We start from the raw sequence: 21,547 nt of genomic DNA on the forward strand, positions 1-21,547 counted from the left end.
CTGTCATTATCACAGCACCGACCGGATCAGCTGCTCCGTATACTCTGTCTTCGGATGCTCAATGATCTCTTCCGGTGTCCCTTCCTCTTCCACATGTCCGTCATGCATCACGATCACCCGGTCGCAGAACAGCTGGACAAGGGCCAGGTCATGGCAGATAAAAAGAAAGGATAGCTGGTTTTCTTTTTTTAACTTCTGAAGCAGCTCCATGATCTGTTTCTGCACAGTCACATCCAGGGCGCTGGTTGCTTCATCACAGATCAGCACTCTGGGTTCCACAGCCAGGGCTCTGGCAATAGCCGCTCTCTGGCACTCCCCTCCGCTGACCTGATGGGGATACCGATCTGCATATTCCGGAGTCAGTCCGCAGGTAAGAAGAAGTTTTTCCACACGGTTCCTGGTTTCCTTCTTACTTATCCCCATATTCCGGAGACTTTCCCCGATTCCGTCCCCAAGAGTGCATCTGGGGTCAAAGGATTCTGCCGGTGTCTGAAAAATCATCTGCATTTCCCGGTAGATTTCCCGGAGATTTTTTCCCCTTGCATGTGTGATATCCTTTTCCATGAGAAAAATTTCTCCGGCGGTGGGTTCTGTCAGATGTGTGATCATCTTCGCCACAGTGCTTTTTCCTGAGCCGGATTCACCTACGATTCCTAATACTTCCCCCGTTTTCAGAGAAAAGCTTACGTCTTCTACAGCCGTGAAGGATTTTTTACCGGTGATGAAGCTTTTTTTCAAATGATGCACTTCCAGAATGTTTTTGTTTTCTGCCATCATCTGCCTCCATTTCCGGTGCCTGTACGTTTCAGACGAGGTACCGAACTCATAAGCTCTTTTGTATAGGGATCCTCCGGAGCTGTCAGAACCTGAGCTGTTTTTCCGTATTCCCTCACCTTTCCGTTTTTCAGTACCAGAACCTTATCTGCCATTTTTTCCACCACACCGATGTTGTGTGTGACAACGATCATGGCTGTTCCGTATTCCTCACGCATCAGCAGCATTTCCTCAACTACCTGTTTCTGTATGGTTACATCCAGGGCACTGGTAGGCTCATCTGCCAGAAGAAGCGACGGATTCTGCAGCATGGAAATACAGATTCCCACACGCTGATTCATGCCGCCGGACAATTCAAAGGGATAGCTTTGCAAAACACGTTCCCCATCCTTGAGGCCAATCTTAGCCATCATCCGGACGGCACGCTCCGCACATTCCTTACGGCTGATCCTTTCATGCTCCCGCATACTCTCATAGATCTGATCGCCTACGGTGCGGATGGGACAAAGGGCTGCTCCTGAATCCTGAAAGACCATGGCGATCTCAGGACCCAGAAGTCTGCGTAATTCTTTTTCCGGCATATCCACCACATTTTTTCCTTTGTACCAGATATCCCCTTCTGTCACCATGCCTTCATTTCCCAGAAGTCCCATGATTGCCTTGATAATGGTACTTTTTCCGCTTCCGGATTCACCTACCACACCCAGGATCTCCCCTTTATTTAGTTCCAGATCCACATCACGTACAACCGGCTCTCCGTTGTAGCAGATCGTCACATGCTCAAGCTTCAACAATGACTCCATCTTATTTCACTTCCAGATCTGCCGTGATCTCGTAATAATCACATGGATGAGCAGTCAGCCCTGATACATTTGACTTTGACACAAGTCCCATATTCAGATGAGAAACAAAGAAATACGCATCATCATCCAGAATGGTCTGCTGTGCTTCCACAGCAAGCTTACCTCTCTCATCTGTATCAAAGGTCTCATGCAGCTTCGCTACGATATCATCAACATCCGAATTGCTGTATTTGCCATAATTTTTGGCAGCGTCAGATACAACTGTACTTGTGAAGAAATATTCCGGATCACCGGTAGGTGCAGTTGTAAGTGAGCTTACATATACATCAAATTCTCCGTTCTTCGCATACGTCGCATGATCTGCTGTATTGTTAACATTGACCTCAATTCCGATGTCCTTTAAAGTGGACTGTGCATATTCTGCAAGCTTAGGCTGTTCCAGACGGGTTGGATAGGTCAGCCATGTGATGGACAGCTTCTTTCCGTCCTTATCTGCATAGCCATCTCCATCCGTATCTGTCCATCCGGATTCTTCCAGAAGCTTTTTCGCCTCTTCCGGATCATAGGACGGTGCCTTTACTGCATCGTTTCCATAGGAAAAGCTGCTTGGGAAGGCTCCCACTGCCGGAACACCTCGTCCCTCCATGATCACACTGCAGAAGCCGTCCTTATCGATTCCCATCTCAATGGCTTTTCTCACATTCTGATCCTGCATCAGCTCGGATTCCATATTAAATTGTCCGAAGAAACAACGGCTTGTTGCTACAGAGCTGATCTGATAGTCCGGATTTCCGTCAAAAAGTGCATAGTTATCATACTGAAGTCCATAGGTTCCCTGTATATCGCCTGTCTGCAATGCCGCTGTCAGAGCACTTCCGTCTGAGAAGGATTTTACGATAACGTTGTCTACCTTTACATCTCCGCCCCAGTAATCCTCATTTTTTACCAGCTTAATCTCTGTTGGAGATACCTCTGTTGCAACATAAGGGCCTGTTCCTGCCACATTTGCAGAGCCGCCCTCTCCCTGTACGCCATAATCCATATCAATGATAGCACCATATGGATCACCGAGATAATTGATCAGTGCCGGACATGGTTCGGAAGTATGGATCGTTACTGTCATTCCATCTGCTTCGATCTTATCGATCTTCATATCGTAAGGTGCACGGTCATGGTTTGCGATCAGATCCTCCAGGCATTCCTTTACCGCTTCTCCGTCCATGGTTCTTCCGCTGGAAAATTTCACACCATCACGAAGGGTGATCTTTACTGTATTATCATCTGTAAATTCATAGTCTGTAGCAAGCCATGGCTCTACCTCCATGTTGTCATTGTACTTAAACAGTGTTTCTCCTACGCCATAACGAAGACAGCTCCATCCGGAATAATTGTCGTGAGGGTTTAATCCTGCATCTCCCATTTCTTCACTATATCCGGTAGTTCCGTAAACAAAGGTAGTTCCTTCACTCTTTTCTTTGCTTTTTGCTGCTGCCGAAACTCCTGTCATGCTCATGACCATTGCCGCTGCAAGCACTGCTGCCAGAATCTTTTTCTTCATAATCTCCGCTCTCACTTTCTCTATTATGTTTATTTATAAGTGCCTGTTATCCTTTTCTCCTGTTTCGTTCCTTCGGATCCATATAATCCCGGATCGTATCTCCCAGAAGATTAAAGATCATTACTGTAATAAAAATCGCCATTCCCGGCGCAAGTACCATCCATGGTGAAATCTGCAGCATACTTCTTCCATCGTTGATCATACTTCCCCATTCTGCCATTGGAGGCTTTACCCCAAGCCCGAGAAAGGAAAGTCCTGCCAGCTCCATCATCATGGTTCCGATATCAAGAACTGAGGTAACAAGGATGGGGCCTGCGATATTGGGAAGGATATGTTTGAACAGAAGCTTTCCTGTACTGCTTCCGGAAAGCTTCGCAGCCATAAGATATGCAGAGTCCTTCTGAGTCAGAGTAAGCCCTCTGGCAAGTCTCGCAAACTTCGGCCAGCTGATCACTGCCAGGGCAATGATCGCATTCTGGATACCGCCTCCCAGAACACCTGCTACTGCCAGGGCAAATACCAGTCCCGGAAAAGCCAGGAACAGATCGGAGATACGCATCAGAACGGTATCGGCTTTGCCGCCCTTCCAACCACAGAAAATACCAATAGCCGTTCCCGCCACAGTGATCACCGCAACCAAGAACAGCGTTGCATAAATACTGGTCGTACTTCCTATGATCACACGGGAAAGCATATCTCTTCCATAACGGTCTGTCCCGAGCAGATGCTCCGGTCCCGGCGGTTTCTGGGCAAGTGCCAGATCCTGGGCATAAGGATCATAAGGGCAGAGATATTTTGCAAATGCCGCTACAAACAGAAGCAATGCTGTAAGCACAAGAAAAAAGACAAGCTTTGCTTTTGTATGATTTTTCCGGATCTTCTGCTTCCGGACTGTGATATTATTTTTTCCACTCATGCTCTGTCACCTCCAAGTCGTACTCTCGGATCCAGATAGTGGTAAATAATATCTGTCACCAGATTTACCAGAACATAAATAACCGCCATCCAGGCCACATAAGCCTGGATGATCGGATAGTCACGCATGGTGATCGCATCTACCGCCAGTTTTCCGACACCATCCCACATAAAGATATTTTCCACAATGGCAGTTCCTCCCAGAAGATTGCCGATGGACAGAGCCAGCAGTGTGATGATCGTCAGCATGGAAGCCTTCATTACACTCTTCCAGATGATCACACGACTGCGGATCCCTCTTGCCCGGGCTCCGGTCACATAATCCTTATTCAGTTCTTCAAGAACCGTGGCACGCACCTGTCTGGTATATTTTGCAGCCATGGAGATTGCTAGTGTCAGTGTTGGCAGAATAATACTCTGTCCGAGATCTGTATTTGTGACTACCGGTAAAACGCCCAGCCTGATGGACAGAAAATACATCAGGACCATGGCAGCAAAAAAATTCGGCATGGAATTGCCGATAAAGCTTAAAAATCTTATCAGATAATCTACCCATTTGTTGTGCTTTACTGCTGACAGGATTCCCAACGGGATCGCAAGAACAATTGTAAGAAGGATTGATGACAGAGTCAGCATCATCGTTGCCGGAAGCTTTGAAATAAAGGTTTCATAGACATCTCTGTGAGACACATAGCTCTCTCCCATATCTCCGGTTACCATTCCCGCAAACCAGGCAGCATATTGTACAAGGAATGGTTTATCAAGGCCATATTCTGCCTTTGCCTTGTCAATGACTTCCTGGGATACTGCAGAGCCTGCATTTTCATACATATAAGTTACTGCATCTCCGCCGGCAAGCCGCATCATGGCAAAAGAAAGAAATGTGATCCCGATCAGGACCGGGATCAGCTGCAGCAACCGTTTTATTATATATTTTCCCATATTTTCCTCTCCGCACTTTGTTTCTCAGTATTTCGAATAACAAAAGTTTAACAACACAGCTGTTCTGCCACAACCCCGGCGGGGGGATTTTACATATTCCATTTTGTCATGCATATGTATTCCATCATGTTCTTATATTCTCACACAGTGACATGCGGATAATTCTTTCCAGCCCTCTCCAAGAGACTGTGGCTCTTCATACTCGATCAGCCTCCGTTTTCTCTCTTCCAGCGGATCCGGGATATGAATCGCAGAAAGCAGGGACTGTGTATAAGGATGCTGCGGATTTTCAAAAAGCTCTTTTGTAGGTGCCATTTCTACCAGCTTTCCGCTTTTCATCACACCGGTTGTATCACTTAAAAAACGTACCATGGACAGATCATGGGCAATAAAAAGAAACGAAAATCTTTTTTCCTGCTGAAGCTTTTTAAAAAGCATGACGATCTGTGCCTGGATAGAAATGTCCAACGATGCGATGGGTTCATCTGCAATGATAAGACGTGGTTCCATGAGAAGGCTTCTTCCTATGGCAACTCTCTGTCTCTGTCCACCGGAAAGCTCTCCCGGCTTTTTCGAAAGAATGCTTTCATCCAGTCCTGTCTCCTTCAGGATTTCCCGAAGCCTGTTCTCCAGCATTTCTCTGTCACGGATCCTGCGGCTGATCTTTACAGGCTCCAGCATGATCTGCCGTATGCTCATTCGGGGATTCAGTGCAGCGCCTGAATCCTGAAAGATCATCTGGATCTCCGTCTGCATTTTCTTCCGCATTCCGAAAGGATCCTTTTTATCCGGCACTCTTTCTCCCTGATAAAAGATCTCCCCGCCTGTAGGCCGGTAGATTCCTGCAAGCGTTCTGGCTGTCGTGGATTTTCCGCAGCCGGTCTCTCCCACCAGTGCCATGATCTCACCTTCCCGGATACTGAAGGAAACATCATCCACTGCATGGATCGTATAATCGGAACGGATACGGAAATGCTGCTTCAGATTTCTGGCTTCGATCAGTACAGGCGCCTGTTTCTGTTCTGTTTTCTGTAAAAATGACGCTTCCTTTTTATCCGGTTTCTGTTTACGGCCGCTGTTTTCCTGTAATCTGTCCTTCAAAATGGAGGGCTTTTCTATTTTCGGAGCTCTTTCATCCAGAAGCCATGTGGCTGCATAATGCGTATCACTGACTTTAAACATCGGAGGAGTCTGTTCATAATCGATTGCCAGCGCCTGGGGATTTCGAACGGCAAACGCATCTCCCGGCGGAGGATTCAAAAGAGAGGGCGGCATTCCGGGGATCGGATTCAGCTCCCCTTTTTCACCTGCAAATACAGGCAGAGAAGACAGAAGTCCCCAGGTATAAGGATGCCGGGGATCATAATAAACCTCTTCTGCTGTCCCGATCTCAATGATCTTTCCTGCATACATAACTGCAACTCTGTCTGCGATCCTTGCAACAGCTCCCAGATCATGAGATATGAACACAATACTGATCCCTGTTTTTTCTCTCAGCTCAAGAAGCAAATCCAGAATCTTTGCTTCCACGGTTGCATCCAGTGCTGTAGTCGCCTCATCGGCAAATAATATTTCCGGATCACAGGCCAGTGCAATAGCCAGCACACAACGCTGACGCATTCCTCCGGAAAAAAAATGAGGCTGCAGTCCATAGCGCTGTTCTGCATCCGGAATCCCTACCAGCTTCAGCATTTCCACAGCTCTTTTTTTCGCCTCATCCCTGGATACTTTCTGATTTTTGATAATAGCCTCTGTGATCTGTTTGCCAACCGGGATCGTCGGATTCAGCGTCAGCATAGGGTCCTGGAACACCATACTTACCTTACTTCCGCACAGCTTTTCCATTTTTTTTCTTTTATAGGCTGTGATATTCTCTCCGCAGAGACTGATCTCTCCGCTTTTTACATGTGCATTCGGTGGCAGAAGCTTCATCACGCTACGGCACATAACGGTTTTTCCACATCCGGACTCACCTACGATACAAAGTATCTCTCCTTTTTTTACCGTGAGATCAACATTCCGGACGGCCTGTACCTCGCCGTCCGGTGTGTCAAAGCTTACCGAATAGTTTTTTAATTCCAAAACGGTTTCCTGCATGATCTTTTCCTTATTTTGTAATGGTCCAGTCTTCAATATTCCACATAACACCTACGGAATGATGCCCCAGAACACGTGTGGTATCCAGTCCGTCAAGTCCGGAAACGCCTACATAATCTCCCTGAAGATAAGCAACCAGAAGGATTCCAGGTGCCTCGGCGTATGCCTTTTCGAATTCACTATATGCTTCTTTTCTGGCTTCCTCAGTCTCACCGTGACGGCCTTCCTCAAGATATTTATCCACATCTGCATTGGAATAATGCATGTTGTTTCCACTTGCATCGGTTACAAAGTTTACATATGCCATATCCGGGTCAAACTGTGTTGCATAGCCGGCAAGAAATCCATTGTATCCTGCATCCCAGTCAAATTTGGTAACAAGCTTTACTTCCATTTCCACACCAGCCTGCTTCAGCATATCAGACATGACATTGGCAATATCCACACGCTCTTCTTCGTAATCACGTACCTGGATGGTAAAGTGGAATTTCTGTCCGTTTCTCTCATAGATCCCATCATCACCTTTTTTCCATCCCAGCTCTTCCATCTTCTTTGCAAAGGTATCCAGATCATAGGAGTAGATATTGGCTTCCTTATCTGTTCCGAGAGGGTTTCTCTGGATCGGGCTGTATGCCGGCTCTCCCTGTCCTGCAAGAACACCTGCAATAATGGAATCCTTATCCAGCGCATAATTCAGAACGCCGATAGAATCTCCGTTTTCCTTCCAGAAATCTGTGCTCATATCCATGGCTGCTCCACGGTAATCTGCTGTGGTGAACTCCCAGTAATTATATCCGTCCTTATCCTTGAACTGAGAAGCGTAGTTGGAATTCAGCCATGCAAGATCCGCCTCACCGGACTGGAGCATGGTTGCCTTTGTAGTCTCATCCGATACTGTACGATATACAACGGTTTCAATATTCGGAACCTTTCCGTAATAATCTTCATTTCGTTTCAGTGTGATCATTCCACCGGTAGCATCCCAGTCTTCAAATTTATAACGGCCTGTTCCCACCGGATTCTGGTTAAAGGATGTGGTATTCACGTCCTCTCCTTCCAGAAGATGCTCAGGAAGGATTCCCATGGTAAAGTAATCCAGCATGGCAGCATCATACTGATCCAGTGTAAAGATCACCGTCTGATCATCCGGTGCCTCAATGCTTGTAATGTCCTGATAGTTGCTGGTGATACTGGCTCCCAGGGTTTCATCCTCTGTAAGCTCCTTATAGGTGTATACAACATCCTCTGCATTGAAATCTTCTCCATCATGCCACTTAACACCATCTCGAAGCTTAAAAGTATAGGTATTGGTATCCCTGTCAAAGGTATAGCTCTCTGCAAGATCCTCTACCGGCTTTCCATTGGCATCATATTTCATCAGTCCTGAAAAAATAAGATCCGGAAGTTCATCATGGTTATTCAGAAGGGGATTGATCGTACTTTCTGACTCACCCGCATATACCAGGGTTTTGTTTTCTTCTGCTGCAGCTACGGTTACCGCACTGCCTGCCGATGCTCCTGTGCATGCTGCGGTCACTGCTGCCAGTGTTATCGCCGCATATTTTCTTCCATAGTTGATTCCTGTTCTCTTTTTCATTTTGTTTTCCTCATCTTTCCTTATTTTCAAACCGGTTATCCACACTTCGGAATGTTTTATCACGGTTTGCGTCCAAATATTTTTTTTCTGACTGCATCAGAGATTGCTGTAATGGTTATTTACCTCACTTCTCACAAAGCTTCCCATACTGGTAATGCACATTAAAGTAATGACCAGAAAAACTCCTGGGATCACGATCACCCACCAGGTATTCATGATCAGTGCTTTATTTGCCAGCGAGAGCATACTTCCCCAGGAGACTACATCAGCCGGAAGCCCGAGGCCAAGAAAGCTTAATGTAGATTCCATGGTAATACAGCTGCTTATCGAAGAGATCACCACAAACATGATCGCCGAAACAAAATTCGGGATCAGATGGTGATACATCACATATCCAAAACTTCCTCCGCAAAGTCTTGCATACATCACATAATCACTGTTCCTTATCTGCCGCACTTCACTTCTTACAATACGTGCCAGTGCAAACCACCCGGTAATACCGATGATCACAGATATGCTGATCACATCATTGGCCTGAAGGACCGCAGACAGGATCAGGATCAGCAGAAGGGTCGGAATACTTCCGCACATTTCCGTAAACCGCATCAGAACTGAATCCACCTTTGGACCTGCTGTTCCGCTGATGCATCCGTAGGTAACACCGATCACAGTAATGATCGCAGCTCCCAGAAGCCCGATCACCAGAGAAACCCTTCCGCCATACCAAATCAGTGAATAAATATCTCTTCCAAGCGAATCCGTTCCAAAGATAAATTCCTTTCCCGGCGGTGTATTCAGATTCTGGAGATAAAAACCTGAGGGATCATGATTTGCCACAACATTTGCAAATACACAGCCCAAAACGATCAGAAAAAGCAGGAACGCAGAAAATACCGGTTTCCCCTTCAGCTTTTCCTGAAATGTTTTTTTCCGTTTTTCAGATTCTTGCTGCTTCCACCCGGCACCAACTACCTGAAAAAGCTCAGCTTCTGAAAGCTTCCGGTCAACTACCATACCCTCACCTCCGAATCCTTCATTCTTGGATCGATCTCTTCATTGACAGTCTGTGCAACAAAGCTGCTTAAAAATACGATAAATCCCGTGATCAGCACATCGATCATCAGCAGATTATAATCATGATATTTTGCAGATTCCACTGCAAGGTTTCCAATTCCCGCATAATTGAAAACAGCTTCCACAGTTACAGTCCCACCGGTTACATGGGGTACCGAAACTGCCATGATACTCACGATCGTCGGCATTACATTTCGAAGACAATGCTTCCACAGGATCTTTCTTTTGGAAAGTCCCTTGGATCTGGCAAGAAGTACATAATCCTTCCGCACCTCATCCAGGAATTTGTTACGTATCATATATGCGTAATACCAGAGATGGCTGAAGATCATTACTACCAGCGGAAGGATCATATGCTTCATACGATTGCCGATACTATCTGCCATTCCCACATCATAGGCACCGCTGCTTGGGAACCATCCAAGATTTACACTGAAGATCAGGATCAGTACCACACCAAGCCAGAAAGCCGGCACATAATAGGCTGCTGTTCCGATCTTGCAGATCAGCCGGTCGATCCACTGATCCTCATGGAGCGTACAGAATATGGCGATCAGAACTGCCAGTATAAAGATCACAATATAAGCGATTCCTCCCAGCACCAGAGTATTTCCGATCAGCGGTTTGATCACATTCATAACCGGCTGCCTGTATTTCAGCGACAATCCGAAATCACCATGGACTGCATTGGCAAACCACCTTACATACTGTACCCCGATCCCCTGATCCAGTCCCAGTCTTGTTCTGGCCGCAGCCACTTCCTCGCTGGTCATCATTTCCAGAGAATCTCCGTAAAAGGACTGCAGGGGATCTCCCGGCGCCAGTCTCGCCAGCCAGAACACCATCACAGACAGCAGAAACATAACCACTACAAGCAGAAGGATCCGTTTCAGGATCCGGATGACCAGTTTATTTTCTTTGTTCATAATTTTCCTTTCCCATTTCCCTTTACTTACATGTAAGACAGTAAGGCAGACATTCGCATTCCGCTCTGCTGCATGCTCATGAACACAAATCGTGAAACGATTTGTGTTCATATTTCAAAAGCAGTTATGGCATCCAAAGCCATAACTGCTTTTGAAAGGGTCGTGTTATTATTCGACAAAACATTTGTATGCACAAATAGGAGTGCGCGGAGGTTATGTGCATCACAGTGTTTTTATGTTCAGCACGCGGAGTGTGCTGCTGATATTATTTTATCATTTAACAGCTTTCGGACAACCCCGGTACGGGGATATTGGACAGTCGGGTTTGGCATGGATGTATATTCCATATAAAAAACGAGACTTTTCTGTATCAGGAACCTGTGTCCCGTGCAGAAAAATCCCGTCTGGTCTTTTGCTTTATTCTTTTATCACTTCCCGGAAATCTGAAGTCTTTCCTTCACGAATCCCAGAAAATCCTTTCCCTGTTCACTGAGCTCTTCACCTCTCCGGCAGATGCACCCGTAAACAAGTTTCTGGCCTTCTCCCGGAAATGTATATTTCACGGAGGAATATCCCGGATCACGGCCGGAAAGATCCGCACCGCTGATATTACACAGCTCTCCGGAACCAAGAAGACGTTCCACGATATAATCACTGTTTGTTACGACTACTGTCTCCGCCTCCACTGCGGAATGACCGTTTTCCTCTACAAGGTTCCGGTAATTATCCGGGGAAAATTCATCGGGAAATCTCTGGATCAGCCTGAGCTGGGACATATTAAAATCTCCCTCATCTGCTGTATCTGCTTTCCCTTTCCCGGTATAAATATTTACCTCGGTTTCCGTCAGCAGCTCAAATTCCAGGTAATTTCGGGAAAGAAAATACTGGAATGCTGCCAGCTGATTCTGCATCACATAGGCGAATCCCATATCATCCTGTCTGCCTTTCACACGTTTTATGATCTCATGGGTATCTGCTGCGTAAACCTGATAATGAAGATCATCGCACTTATGTGCTTCATAATACGTTACGAAGATATCCGCAAACCAGGAGCTGGGATGAAAGCATACACACAGGCTGCTTTTTGCAAGTGGCTGTGCCTGCATTTCCAGTTCATCTATATTTTCCAGGATCCTCTGCACATGGATATATGCACGCTCTCCTTCCAGTGTCAGCTCTATGCCCTTTGCATGACGGACAAACAGCTGGGTACGCATATCGTCTTCCATGGAACGGATCACCTTGCTTACATTTGACTGCGTGGTAAAAAGCAGTTCTGCTGCCTGGCTGAAGGAGCCTGTTTTGGCACAGGCCGCAAAGTACTGGATCTGTTTGATATTCAGCATAATCCTACCCCTGTTTCTTTGCAAAGATCAGAAACATCGGGGTCGGATTGTAAAACTCGTCTTTTTCGATATAAATACGCTTACTGATGCCAAGATCAAAGGAAAATTCTTCCACACCCATACGTCCCAGTGTTTCCAGATCCCATGCCGGGCGCAGGAAAGAACTGATCGGAAGCTGGCGTTTGATATCCTCGCATTCCTGCATTAGCTCATCCTGGATCTGATGATGGGCATGATTCTCCGGAAGATCCGCAGTGTCCGCAAAGTCTGCTGCTCCGTAGTTTGCATCCAGATTTATCATCACTCCGCCCGGTTTCAGTACACGGAACCATTCCTGATAAGCATGCTCCGCGTCCGGAAGTGTCCAGGTAAGGTTTCGTGATACGATCACGTCAAATTCCTCATCCGGGAAATCCGGGTTTTCCGCATCCATGACTGCAAACTGACAGTCTGCTTTTTCTTCCTCAGCCAGCTCCTTTGCATGAGTGATCATATCCGGTGTCAGGTCGATTCCGGTTACCTGATGGCCTTCTTTTGCAAGAAGAATGGTGAAAAATCCGGTTCCGCATCCCACATCCAGGATCCTGAGATTCTTTTTCTCCGGCAGGTGCTTCTTAAGCTCGGTCATCCATCTGCCTGCAAGGGCGCTGTGAAGTTCCGCTCTTCTCTGTTCCAGAAAGCTGTCGCTGCGCCTGGTCCAGTACTGGGCGATCCTTGTTTTACGCTCATCTTTTTCTCTTACGATATTTCCGTAGGTGATCACAGGGCCGCCTTCCACAACCTGAAGACTGGATACCTGATAAAGAATCACACCGTCCATATCCGCACGGCAGATTTCCTGAACATTTCCCTCATAATCACGGATCTCGCCAAGATACTCGTCCCTGTGAATGATATCTCCTGGTTTTTTCACCGGGTACCAGAGGCCGTTGACGCTGGCACACTGATAGCGGACATCATCCATTTTCAGCGGATAGTAGGTACTGTGAGAACGGATTCCGTTGTAAGCTCCGATGCTGCAGAGAATGTTTCGCACATCGCGACGCATGGAATCCACTTCTTCACGCTCCCAGGTTCCCATGCAGCCACGTTCCAGAAGGACTGCCGGAATGTCACAGGTACTTGCCGCGTAATTGTAGGCGCCGCCTGTGCTTACATTTGACTGTACCATATATGGGACATCTACCTGCTCTGCCATTTTTCGGGATGCTTCCATGATCTCCGGTTTTGCAACGCCTGCAAAATATACATACGGAGTCAGTTCCTCATAATCGTCACCACCGTGGAGATCGATATAATAATCTGCTTTTTTGATCAGGGATTCTGTGATGGCAGCTGCCAGACGCTCCATTCTTGTGCCGTCTTTTTTGCCTGGGAAAACGCGGTTCAGATTTTTTCCGTCTTCCCAGCTGATGCTGCCTGCTCGTTTCTCAAAGTCTTCCCTGTTCAGTACTTTTACCAGAATAAGCTGTCCGTTGACTTTTTCCGGATTCAGTTTTTTGGACAGCTCGATCAGGGTCTGGATTCCTACATATTCTCCTGCATGAAGTCCTGCTGTGACGAGAACGGTTTTTCCAGGATCTTTTCCACGGATGATGGTTGCAGGAAGGACAAATTCTCCATCTCCGAGCTCAAGAAAGCCTTCTGTTTTTTCTCCTGCCGCAACCGGAAGATTCAGGAAATGATCCGGTTTTACGCCGGTTACCATAAACATTGGTGTGGACTGATAATTCAGTCTCTCCTCCTCACTCCAGACTGTTTTCCAGATTTCCGTATCGGTATGGATCCCCAGAAGTCCTGCTTCTCTGAGAGTTTTTACATCCCACTGGGGACGACTGATCTTTGACAGCGGTACCTGGAGGGCGATCCGCTCCATGCGCTCAATATCCGTACAGAGATAGTGATCATCCAGGCTGTTGTTTTCCACATTTTTCCGGTCGTTTTCGTAGGCTTTCCGCTGCTCTTCCTCATAGAGATAGCCGTACCAGTTAGCGTCAAAATTCAGAAGTTTTCCGCCTGCTTTCAGCACACGGACCCATTCCCTGTAGGCAACATCCGGATGCTCCAGATTCCAGGTGAGATTTCGGGAAATGACCACGTCAAAGGTATTATCCGCAAATTCCAGTTTCTGTGCATCCATCCGCTGGAAACGAATGTTCTGGCAAAGTTCTCCCGCATTTTCCTTTGCCTTTTCCAGCATTCCTTCGGTGTAATCCACTGCATCCACGTGATATCCGGCTTCTGCCAGGATCACAGGAAAAAATCCGGGGCCTGTTCCGATATCCAGGATACGGATCTCTTCCTTGGGTTTGTCCGGAAACTGGCTGGTCAGCACCTTAAGCCATGCGTTTTTCTGGGTTCCCGCAAGCTCTTTATGATTCACTTCGGAGTACCCTTCTGTACGGGTGCTCCAGTAAGATTCGATTTCGTCGAGAAGTTTTTCCACGTTGATTCCTCCGCGCTTTTTTATTTATGTGGGGGCCTGATCTGGTAAGGTTTTCCTAACTTTTTCATACCCCCATAGGTTATGTTTAATGTACCAAATTGTCAGGGTTTTAACAAGCCCCTGGGGGGGATTGCCGTTGTAATTCTCCAGATGCTGTGGTATCATCCTACCTGTAGTAATTCAGTAATGATCCCTGAAAATCAAGCGGATATTGGCGATCTGCATTCGCTGCATCAGGGCAACAGTAAAAATCTCAATACATCGAAATCGAAAGGATGGTTTATATACAAATGACAACACAGGAACTGGCTTATGAAGTCATCAGCCGTTTAAAAAAAGAGTATCCGGACGCAGACTGTACTCTGGATTATGATGATGCCTGGAAACTTCTTGTAAGTGTCCGCCTGGCAGCCCAGTGTACCGATGCCCGGGTCAATGTGGTGGTTCAGGATCTCTACGCAAAATACCCGGATGTGGCAGCCCTGGCAGCCGCGGAACCGGAAGATATCGAAGCAATCGTACGTCCCTGCGGCCTTGGAAAAAGCAAAGCCCGGGACATCAGCGCCTGCATGCGTATCCTCCACGAACAGTATCACGACAAAGTTCCAGAAGACTTTAACGCACTTCTGAAACTTCCGGGTGTGGGCCGCAAAAGCGCAAACCTGATCATGGGTGACGTATTTGGCAAGCCTGCCATTGTGACAGATACCCACTGCATCCGTCTTTCCAACCGCATCGGTCTTGTCCATGACACAAAAGATCCGAAAAAGGTGGAAATGGCACTCTGGAAGATCATTCCTCCGGAAGAAGGCAACGATCTCTGCCACCGCCTTGTAAACCACGGAAGAGAAGTCTGTACAGCACGGACAAAGCCTTACTGTGACCGCTGCTGTCTTAATGATATATGTGAAAAAAATGGGATCTGATATGCGATATGTAAAGTACAATAAAACGGACATTCAGACCCCGGAAAGGACAACATTATGAATTTTAAAAAACTGGAAAATAATCTCCTGGATATGATCCAGGAACAGCAGGTAAAGATCGGATATATGAGCGGAGTTACCCGTTTTTATTATCCGCTGCAGTCTCTGAACCGTCTTCTCGGTACTGAGCTTACGGAAGAAGAAATGCAGCACGCAATGGAAGAATTCTCCGATTATGCCTGTGACCGCCTTGGAAAAGTAAAAGCTTCTTCCAAAAACGAACGTTTCTGCATCACTCTGCCGCCACAGGCATCCGATTATGTTCACGAGAACCGGAAACCAAGTGAATTTCTGGTACGCTTTATAAGTACTGTTGCCCGTCACGGCTGTACTCTGGATGAAGTGATGGACGTTTTTCATGCTTATTCCGACCATGTGCATATGGAAAAAACAACCGGCACCGGATTTGATTATCTCGTATATTTCGAAGACGGAATCCCGGACGACTACCGGTACTGCCTGTCCCTGGAAGGTGAACATATGATCTATCATAAGTTCACACCGGAGGATTATGAGGACTTTGGGTTCTGATATCCGAACAGCATTATAAAAAACCGCCGGTCTGCAGACAGATTTTCAAAAAAATCTTCTGTAAACCGACGGTTCTTTTTATTCTCTACACCCGGAACTTCTTCTGCATCTCCCGGACCATATCTTTCCGCTTAAACAGAAACAGCCAGACAAGCATCAGGAAGCTGACGCAGACACAGATCAGAGACGGATACAGAACATTCACCACACCGGTGGCCAAAAGGATCAATGGGATCACCACACCGAAAGCTCCCGCTTCCAGAAGATAGATCATATATTCTGCAACTTCCAGCTTCTGTGCCGCTGTGATCACCCACATAGAGCAGATCACCGCAAGAGCTGCCAAAGGAAGCAGATAATCCACGGACCAGCCCCGCCAGCCGGTAAACACATCCCACAGCACACCTGCCACCGTTACGATCACCAGCTGCCACATTTCATTCTTCAATAGATTACGCCGCTTCACATAAGCCACCGAAACCATCAGCCAGGTACAGAACGCTCCGGCAGTCACAAACCAGGCCCATCCCATATGACCGTCCACCAGATAATCGATCAGATTACATACCACAGCCAGCACAATACAGAGAAACGTAAAACTCTCAAAAAGCTTCGCCGGAGCTTTCCGCTCCTCTTTCTGTCCCGGAAAATCATTCTCCCGGATCTCACAGGACACCTGCTCTTTTTTCAGCTTCTCCACAAAATTCCGCTCAATATTTCCATTGGGAATCTTGGACGAAAAACTTAAAACCATCTCATCCCCAAAAGAACAGGAGCACAGCTGCAGGCTGTCCGTACTTGCAAAAAGTCCGAATCTCTGAATGTATTTCCGGTATTCCTCCGGCATCCGGATAATTCCCACATTGGAATAGATTGCTGTAATAGACCTTCCGCCAAGCGTTGTCCCTGCAAGAAGGAACGGCGTTTTGATCTCCAGCGGCACCAGACGCAGGATCGGATTCTTTTCCAGGCTTACCAGATCATTCAGTTTCGCCTCGATCACATCTTTACTCAGTTCTTTTGCAAACTGCTCCTTTACGGATTCCAGAATATCCTCAAAAGTCGTCTCCGCAGAAAAATAACAGCTGATCTCGATCCACCCGAAAAAATTCGCCATGGACTGGGACGGAAAATAGTTCCTTAAATTTACCGGGATCATAAGACCAATGGGCTTTTTCGCCTGATTCTGGGGTACCTCTTCATGGATCGCCCAGATAAGAGCCGCCGTAAGAAAAACCGTGATCGACACACCGGCCGCTTTTGCCCGGGCGTGGATCTCACGCACCGGAATGCAGACTTCCGTGATGCTCATATCTTCCTGTCTGAGTTTCTCACCTTTCAGCTGAAAGGCCGGCTTCTTGGACTCTCTCTTTCTTGGAGCATCTGAGGAATAATACTGGGAAAAACTGTCCTCTTCCATATCTCCTCCCGTAATGTTTTCATCCGGAAAAAGCTCCGGAAGTTCTTCCTCCGGATGTGCCTCCTGAAGATAATCTTTTACAAGTTCCATCAGGAAATGCATGGCTCCAGTTCCATCTGTCAGCGCATGAAATACCTCGAAATTGATCCGGTTCTTATGGTAACTCACCCGAAAAAGAAGTGTTTTTTTGTCCGGAATGTAAAGTCCGCTGCAGGGAGCACCTGTTTCTTTCTTTACTATTGCTGGAATATCACGCCTCTCCAGATAAAACCAGAACAGTCCCTTTCTTAAAACCGCCCGGAAAAGAGGATATTTTTCCAGGGTACGGTCCAGTGCTTTCTGCAACGTTTCTTCATTTATCTCTTCTTTCAGTTCACAGTAAAAACGAAATACCCTGGTGTCATTTTTTCCTGTCACCGCCGGGAACGCCAGTGCCGCATTATCCAGTTTTCTCCACTGTGCATATTCGTTCTTCATGATTTTTTTCCTTCTTCCTACTCTTCTGCTTCCAGGAAACGGTTTACATATGCAAAGCTCTCCTGCACATGCAGAAATTTGATTCCCAGTGCAAAATACCCGTGAAAGGCACCTGCGATTCTGTGTACTTCCACACGATTCCCTGCTGCTTTTAAGCGTTCACCAAATGCCTCTCCTTCATCACGGAGAGGATCGAACTCCGCGGTAAGAATCAGTGTATCCGGCATATTTCGGAGATCTTTCTCCAAAATCGGCGCAAAATACGGATTGTTTCTGTCTTCCGGACAGCTCTCATAAAGCTTCAGATAATCTTCCATCTTCTCTGCTGTGAGAAGATAACCGGTCCCGTTTGTTTTTACAGATTCAAAAGGCGACTTTTCTGTATAACAGTTGTTCAGCGCCGGATAGATCAGAATCTGTTTTTTCGGATAAAATTCTCCCCGGTCTCTGGCCATCATACACACGGCCGCAGCAAGATTTCCACCGGCACTGTCTCCCATAATGGTGATACGATCCGAATCGGTATTCAGAAGAAAACAGTTGGTATAAAAAGCCTTCGCTGCCGCATAGCAGTCCATCAGCCCCACCGGAAAACGATATTCCGGTGCCAGCCTGTACTCTACCGAAGCCACGATCTGGCCGGTGGACTGCGCCATTCTGGCACATACCCGCTGGTAATTTTCCACACTTTCTGTCACCCAGCCACCACCATGGAAAAACAGGATCACCGGAGGTTTTTTACCGGAGGCGGCACCATTTTCCATGGCTTCTTCCGTTGGGAAAAACAGACGGATCGGCACTTTGTAGTCTCCATTATAAACCTCCGCATCCAGCGTTTTGTAAAAAATCCTCATAGGATCCATCTTTTTGATATCTGCCAGTTTTCTGGAAGCATCTACTTCTATTCCACCATAAGAAAGGGCATGGAGAACTGTCCGCACAGCACGTGGCATAACAGTATCCCTTCTGGCAGGAACACCGGGAATTATGATCTGGCGGCTTCTTCTGTTTTCTTTTCTGGTATAGATATATTTTGTTTCAGTTTCATACTTTCCGGAAATGCAGACATGTTTCACACAGGTGCGCCTGTAGGCAATCCTTTTCAGAATTTCATGATCCGTACGGATAATTACTTCCGTCCCCTTATATCCCCGGATGTAATAACTGTTTTCTTTCTTTTTTATACGTGGTCGTCTCAGTCGCAGTAAATACTTTCTGATCGCTTTCTCACCTCCGCGAATTTTTCCTTTGTTTTCACCTATGATAGCATCCGCAGCTTATGAGTACAAGTCGTAGTAAAAAATATACTGCTGCATAATTCCACGCATTCCCTTATATCTGCGGTTTGGAAATCCTCTTTTATAATGTACATCCATGACCTGGCGGATATGGGTATCTATGGGAAAAGCATCCATATGATGCAGTGCAAACAGACAGATGCATTCCGCTACTTTTTCACCAACACCACAGAGTTTCATCAGTTCTTTTTTTGCCGCAGGGTAACGCATATCATAGATTTTTTCCAGAGAGATCTCGCCGGATGCAATGGTTCCGGCTGTTACTGCAATATATTTTGCCCGATATCCAAGGCCGCATCCTCGTAATTCTTCTTCCGTCGCCCGGCTTAATGCCGCTACGGTTGGAAACGCATAATATTCCACACCTGTTGCTGAAATCTTCCGTTCGCCATATTTCCGGCAGATTGTCTCGATACATTTTCGGATACGTTTGATGTTATTCTGCTGGGAGATCAGAAACGTGACGATCATTTCCCAGAGATCCTGCCTTAATATCCGGATCCCGTCTCCTGCTTCGATTGCAGCACCCAGATATTTATCCCGGGGATTTGCTGCCTTCATATAAGTTTCATAGTCTGTATCCAGGTCAAAATACATCACCCAGTAACAGATGAATTCCTCCTGGGAGCAGTAAAAATCCACTACTCCGCCTTTCTGATACATTTCCAGATACTGATCTCCCGCAACCATGGAAAAATGTCCATCTCCAAGTTTCTTCATCCGGAAACACTGCCCGGAATCGCATATTTTGTCAAGGCTGAAATGTTCCAGCTCTACTGTGATCATGTTGGTTCCTCTCGTAAGTATTTTTCTTTATATAATGTCCGGTATTCTCTCGGAGTCATCCGATACCTTTCCCGGAATACACGGTTAAAAGTTCTCTGGCTTTCAAATCCTGCATTCATACAGATGTCTGTAATACTCTCATCCGTGCATTCCAGATGTACCGTCACATAATTCAGTCGCTGTTCATTGAGAAACTGATTAAAATTCCGGTGAAAAGTTCCGGAAAAAACTCTGGACAGTGTAAACTTGCTGACTCCAAGATCTCTGGCCATCCGATCCAGGGACACTTCCTCCCTGAAATGTCTAGCTATATAGGATACTGTCTGATAGATGATATCGTTACTCTCCACACTGCTCTTTTCCATCATATGGAAGCAGGAAATACTTCTTGCCAGAAGGATCTGTACGTAAGCCTGCTCCACCACAAGGTTTTTTCCCTCTTCTTTCCGGTTGGCCCGGAGACATTGCACTGCATTGACGATATCCCGGTGAACCTGCTCCTTTTTTATGACCGGATCTTCCGGGCAGCTGTTCTGAATGATATCCGCAAACTGACCAGTCAGCGCAGGTTTCGCCCAGAGATACACTGCCCTGTTTTCTCCGGGAGAAAATACCTGATAATGATGGATCACATCGGGAAAAATCACCGCAAAATCTCCCTCTTCCATATGAAAAAGCTCCTGTCCCATCCCAAGTTCCAGGGTTCCCTCTGTGATATAGATAAACTCTATGGAATTATGAAGATGAGGCGAAGCATGGGCAGAGGTCCGCAGATGAATATGGAGATTCTTCTTTTTTTCTTCGTATACTGGAAACATGGATTCTTCTCTCCCGCAAGATTTGACTACTTTTTCTGTGTTTTTGGCACGTAATATTTCCGAGAGTTTATTATAATGCATTTGTAAGTTAAAGAAAAGAGGAGGAAAACAAAATGAGAAAAATCAAAGACTTTATCAAATATGCAATGGAGTGCTACATGGACATTTACGCAAGATACCCATACAGCTTCCGCTAAGAAGATCCACAATAATATCTGAAGTCACGGATATTTTGTGTGGATCATACACATGAAAAAAACTGAATAAAGGTCAATAAATGACTTGTGCGAAAATAATATCACCTGGCATCATGAAGAATCTCCAATGCCCGTTTATATCTTCCATGCAGACGTGATATCTGTTCAGCAGATATATTTTCGCAGTCAGAAAGACGTGTTACATCAGAATTGTGGAGCAGATCAGCCTGCTTCACTTTTTTTGCAATTGGATTTTTCCGGAGATTCCGGATATAGTCGAAATAATTCATACTCTTATCTCTTGTAAGATAACGTAAGGCCTCCACAACTTCTTCCGGAAATTCTCCGGTAAGATCTTCAAATGTGATTGCCGTATCTTCTACCACATCGTGAAGAAGTGCTGTACATACACTGAGTTCATCATCCATCTGCTCCGCTACATGAAATGGATGAAAAATATAAGGTGTCCCGCTTCGATCTGTCTGTCCATGATGTGCCTCGTATGCCACCTTCATAGCTTTTTTCGTCAAAGCTGTATAAATCATAACCGCGCCTC

18 protein-coding genes are annotated in these 21,547 nt (G+C 46.3%); 2 read left to right on the forward strand and 16 right to left on the reverse strand.

Translation table 11 applies throughout. The features are described 5' to 3' along the window. Nucleotides 1–9 precede the first annotated feature (9 nt). From GPK88_RS02590 to GPK88_RS02640, 11 genes are all read right to left on the reverse strand, one after another. Nucleotides 10–774, reverse strand: a complete 765-nt coding sequence (locus tag GPK88_RS02590; protein WP_114001506.1) for an ABC transporter ATP-binding protein — start codon at nt 772–774, stop codon at nt 10–12. Further along, complete coding sequence (locus GPK88_RS02595) at nt 774–1,577, reverse strand: ABC transporter ATP-binding protein (RefSeq protein ID WP_148446036.1); 804 nt, start codon at nt 1,575–1,577, stop codon at nt 774–776. The genes GPK88_RS02590 and GPK88_RS02595 overlap by 1 nt, the downstream gene beginning before the upstream one ends. A gap of 1 nt (nt 1,578) precedes the next feature. Beyond that, nucleotides 1,579–3,135: an ABC transporter substrate-binding protein gene (locus tag GPK88_RS02600; protein WP_173722333.1), complete on the reverse strand. Its 1,557-nt coding sequence runs from the start codon at nt 3,133–3,135 to the stop codon at nt 1,579–1,581. Nucleotides 3,136–3,181: 46 nt separating this feature from the next. Next, complete coding sequence (gene nikC / locus GPK88_RS02605) at nt 3,182–4,051, reverse strand: nickel transporter permease (protein ID WP_173722334.1); 870 nt, start codon at nt 4,049–4,051, stop codon at nt 3,182–3,184. Then, nucleotides 4,048–4,992, reverse strand: coding sequence for a nickel ABC transporter permease (gene nikB / locus GPK88_RS02610; protein WP_118062337.1), 945 nt, complete (start codon nt 4,990–4,992; stop codon nt 4,048–4,050). The genes nikC and nikB overlap by 4 nt, the downstream gene beginning before the upstream one ends. Before the next feature lie 132 nt (nt 4,993–5,124). Then, the gene (locus GPK88_RS19240) at nt 5,125–7,074 is read right to left on the reverse strand and encodes a dipeptide ABC transporter ATP-binding protein (protein WP_274602769.1); all 1,950 of its coding nucleotides are present in this window, start codon (nt 7,072–7,074) and stop codon (nt 5,125–5,127) included. A gap of 25 nt (nt 7,075–7,099) precedes the next feature. Next, a complete protein-coding gene (locus GPK88_RS02620) occupies nt 7,100–8,686 on the reverse strand; it encodes an ABC transporter substrate-binding protein (protein ID WP_173762924.1) in 1,587 nt (528 codons plus the stop codon). A 96-nt stretch (nt 8,687–8,782) separates the two neighbouring features. After that, nucleotides 8,783–9,700, reverse strand: coding sequence for an ABC transporter permease (locus GPK88_RS02625; RefSeq protein WP_173762925.1), 918 nt, complete (start codon nt 9,698–9,700; stop codon nt 8,783–8,785). After that, nucleotides 9,694–10,686: an ABC transporter permease gene (locus GPK88_RS02630; RefSeq protein ID WP_173762926.1), complete on the reverse strand. Its 993-nt coding sequence runs from the start codon at nt 10,684–10,686 to the stop codon at nt 9,694–9,696. The genes GPK88_RS02625 and GPK88_RS02630 overlap by 7 nt, the downstream gene beginning before the upstream one ends. A gap of 428 nt (nt 10,687–11,114) precedes the next feature. Next, complete coding sequence (locus GPK88_RS02635; protein WP_129975116.1) at nt 11,115–12,032, reverse strand: LysR family transcriptional regulator; 918 nt, start codon at nt 12,030–12,032, stop codon at nt 11,115–11,117. A 4-nt stretch (nt 12,033–12,036) separates the two neighbouring features. Next, entirely contained in the window at nt 12,037–14,478 is a 2,442-nt protein-coding gene (locus GPK88_RS02640) for a methyltransferase domain-containing protein (protein ID WP_173762927.1), read from the reverse strand. A gap of 290 nt (nt 14,479–14,768) precedes the next feature. Here GPK88_RS02640 and GPK88_RS02645 point away from each other — a divergent pair, with 290 nt between their 5' ends. Both GPK88_RS02645 and GPK88_RS02650 read left to right on the forward strand, forming a co-directional pair. After that, entirely contained in the window at nt 14,769–15,404 is a 636-nt protein-coding gene (locus GPK88_RS02645) for an endonuclease III domain-containing protein (RefSeq protein ID WP_148446056.1), read from the forward strand. Between the two features lie 57 nt (nt 15,405–15,461). Beyond that, a complete protein-coding gene (locus tag GPK88_RS02650) occupies nt 15,462–15,995 on the forward strand; it encodes a DUF3877 family protein (protein ID WP_173762928.1) in 534 nt (177 codons plus the stop codon). 85 nt (nt 15,996–16,080) lie between these two features. Here GPK88_RS02650 and GPK88_RS02655 read toward each other — a convergent pair whose 3' ends face one another. From GPK88_RS02655 to GPK88_RS02675, 5 genes are all read right to left on the reverse strand, one after another. Beyond that, entirely contained in the window at nt 16,081–17,892 is a 1,812-nt protein-coding gene (locus GPK88_RS02655; RefSeq protein WP_173762929.1) for a DUF6320 domain-containing protein, read from the reverse strand. A gap of 17 nt (nt 17,893–17,909) precedes the next feature. Further along, entirely contained in the window at nt 17,910–18,845 is a 936-nt protein-coding gene (locus GPK88_RS02660) for an alpha/beta hydrolase (RefSeq protein ID WP_173762930.1), read from the reverse strand. A 324-nt stretch (nt 18,846–19,169) separates the two neighbouring features. After that, a complete protein-coding gene (locus GPK88_RS02665) occupies nt 19,170–19,976 on the reverse strand; it encodes a DNA-3-methyladenine glycosylase family protein (protein WP_173762931.1) in 807 nt (268 codons plus the stop codon). Then, nucleotides 19,973–20,794 (reverse strand): AraC family transcriptional regulator, encoded by an 822-nt coding sequence (locus GPK88_RS02670; protein ID WP_173762932.1) that lies wholly within the window; start codon nt 20,792–20,794, stop codon nt 19,973–19,975. Before GPK88_RS02670 ends, GPK88_RS02665 begins: the two co-directional genes overlap by 4 nt. A gap of 298 nt (nt 20,795–21,092) precedes the next feature. Beyond that, the gene (locus GPK88_RS02675) at nt 21,093–21,536 is read right to left on the reverse strand and encodes an HD domain-containing protein (RefSeq protein ID WP_148446064.1); all 444 of its coding nucleotides are present in this window, start codon (nt 21,534–21,536) and stop codon (nt 21,093–21,095) included. Nucleotides 21,537–21,547: the final 11 nt, after the last annotated feature.

It is taken from the genome of Blautia sp. MCC269 (assembly GCF_018785655.1).
Lineage (GTDB): Bacteria > Bacillota > Clostridia > Lachnospirales > Lachnospiraceae > Blautia_A.

Excerpts from the sequence above, each read along its gene's own strand:
- nikC (WP_173722334.1), bottom strand. The coding sequence starts at position 4,051 with ATGAGTGGAAAAAATAATATCACAGTCCGGAAGCAGAAGATCCGGAAA.
- GPK88_RS02660 (WP_173762930.1), bottom strand. The coding sequence starts at position 18,845 with ATGCCACGTGCTGTGCGGACAGTTCTCCATGCCCTTTCTTATGGTGGA.
- GPK88_RS02665 (WP_173762931.1), bottom strand. The coding sequence starts at position 19,976 with ATGATCACAGTAGAGCTGGAACATTTCAGCCTTGACAAAATATGCGAT.
- GPK88_RS02630 (WP_173762926.1), bottom strand. The coding sequence starts at position 10,686 with ATGAACAAAGAAAATAAACTGGTCATCCGGATCCTGAAACGGATCCTT.
- GPK88_RS02655 (WP_173762929.1), bottom strand. The coding sequence starts at position 17,892 with ATGAAGAACGAATATGCACAGTGGAGAAAACTGGATAATGCGGCACTG.
- GPK88_RS02620 (WP_173762924.1), bottom strand. The coding sequence starts at position 8,686 with ATGAAAAAGAGAACAGGAATCAACTATGGAAGAAAATATGCGGCGATA.
- GPK88_RS02675 (WP_148446064.1), bottom strand. The coding sequence starts at position 21,536 with ATGATTTATACAGCTTTGACGAAAAAAGCTATGAAGGTGGCATACGAG.
- GPK88_RS02625 (WP_173762925.1), bottom strand. The coding sequence starts at position 9,700 with ATGGTAGTTGACCGGAAGCTTTCAGAAGCTGAGCTTTTTCAGGTAGTT.
- GPK88_RS02595 (WP_148446036.1), bottom strand. The coding sequence starts at position 1,577 with ATGGAGTCATTGTTGAAGCTTGAGCATGTGACGATCTGCTACAACGGA.
- GPK88_RS02635 (WP_129975116.1), bottom strand. The coding sequence starts at position 12,032 with ATGCTGAATATCAAACAGATCCAGTACTTTGCGGCCTGTGCCAAAACA.
- GPK88_RS02645 (WP_148446056.1), top strand. The coding sequence starts at position 14,769 with ATGACAACACAGGAACTGGCTTATGAAGTCATCAGCCGTTTAAAAAAA.
- GPK88_RS02670 (WP_173762932.1), bottom strand. The coding sequence starts at position 20,794 with ATGTTTCCAGTATACGAAGAAAAAAAGAAGAATCTCCATATTCATCTG.
- nikB (WP_118062337.1), bottom strand. The coding sequence starts at position 4,992 with ATGGGAAAATATATAATAAAACGGTTGCTGCAGCTGATCCCGGTCCTG.
- GPK88_RS02590 (WP_114001506.1), bottom strand. The coding sequence starts at position 774 with ATGGCAGAAAACAAAAACATTCTGGAAGTGCATCATTTGAAAAAAAGC.
- GPK88_RS02650 (WP_173762928.1), top strand. The coding sequence starts at position 15,462 with ATGAATTTTAAAAAACTGGAAAATAATCTCCTGGATATGATCCAGGAA.
- GPK88_RS02600 (WP_173722333.1), bottom strand. The coding sequence starts at position 3,135 with ATGAAGAAAAAGATTCTGGCAGCAGTGCTTGCAGCGGCAATGGTCATG.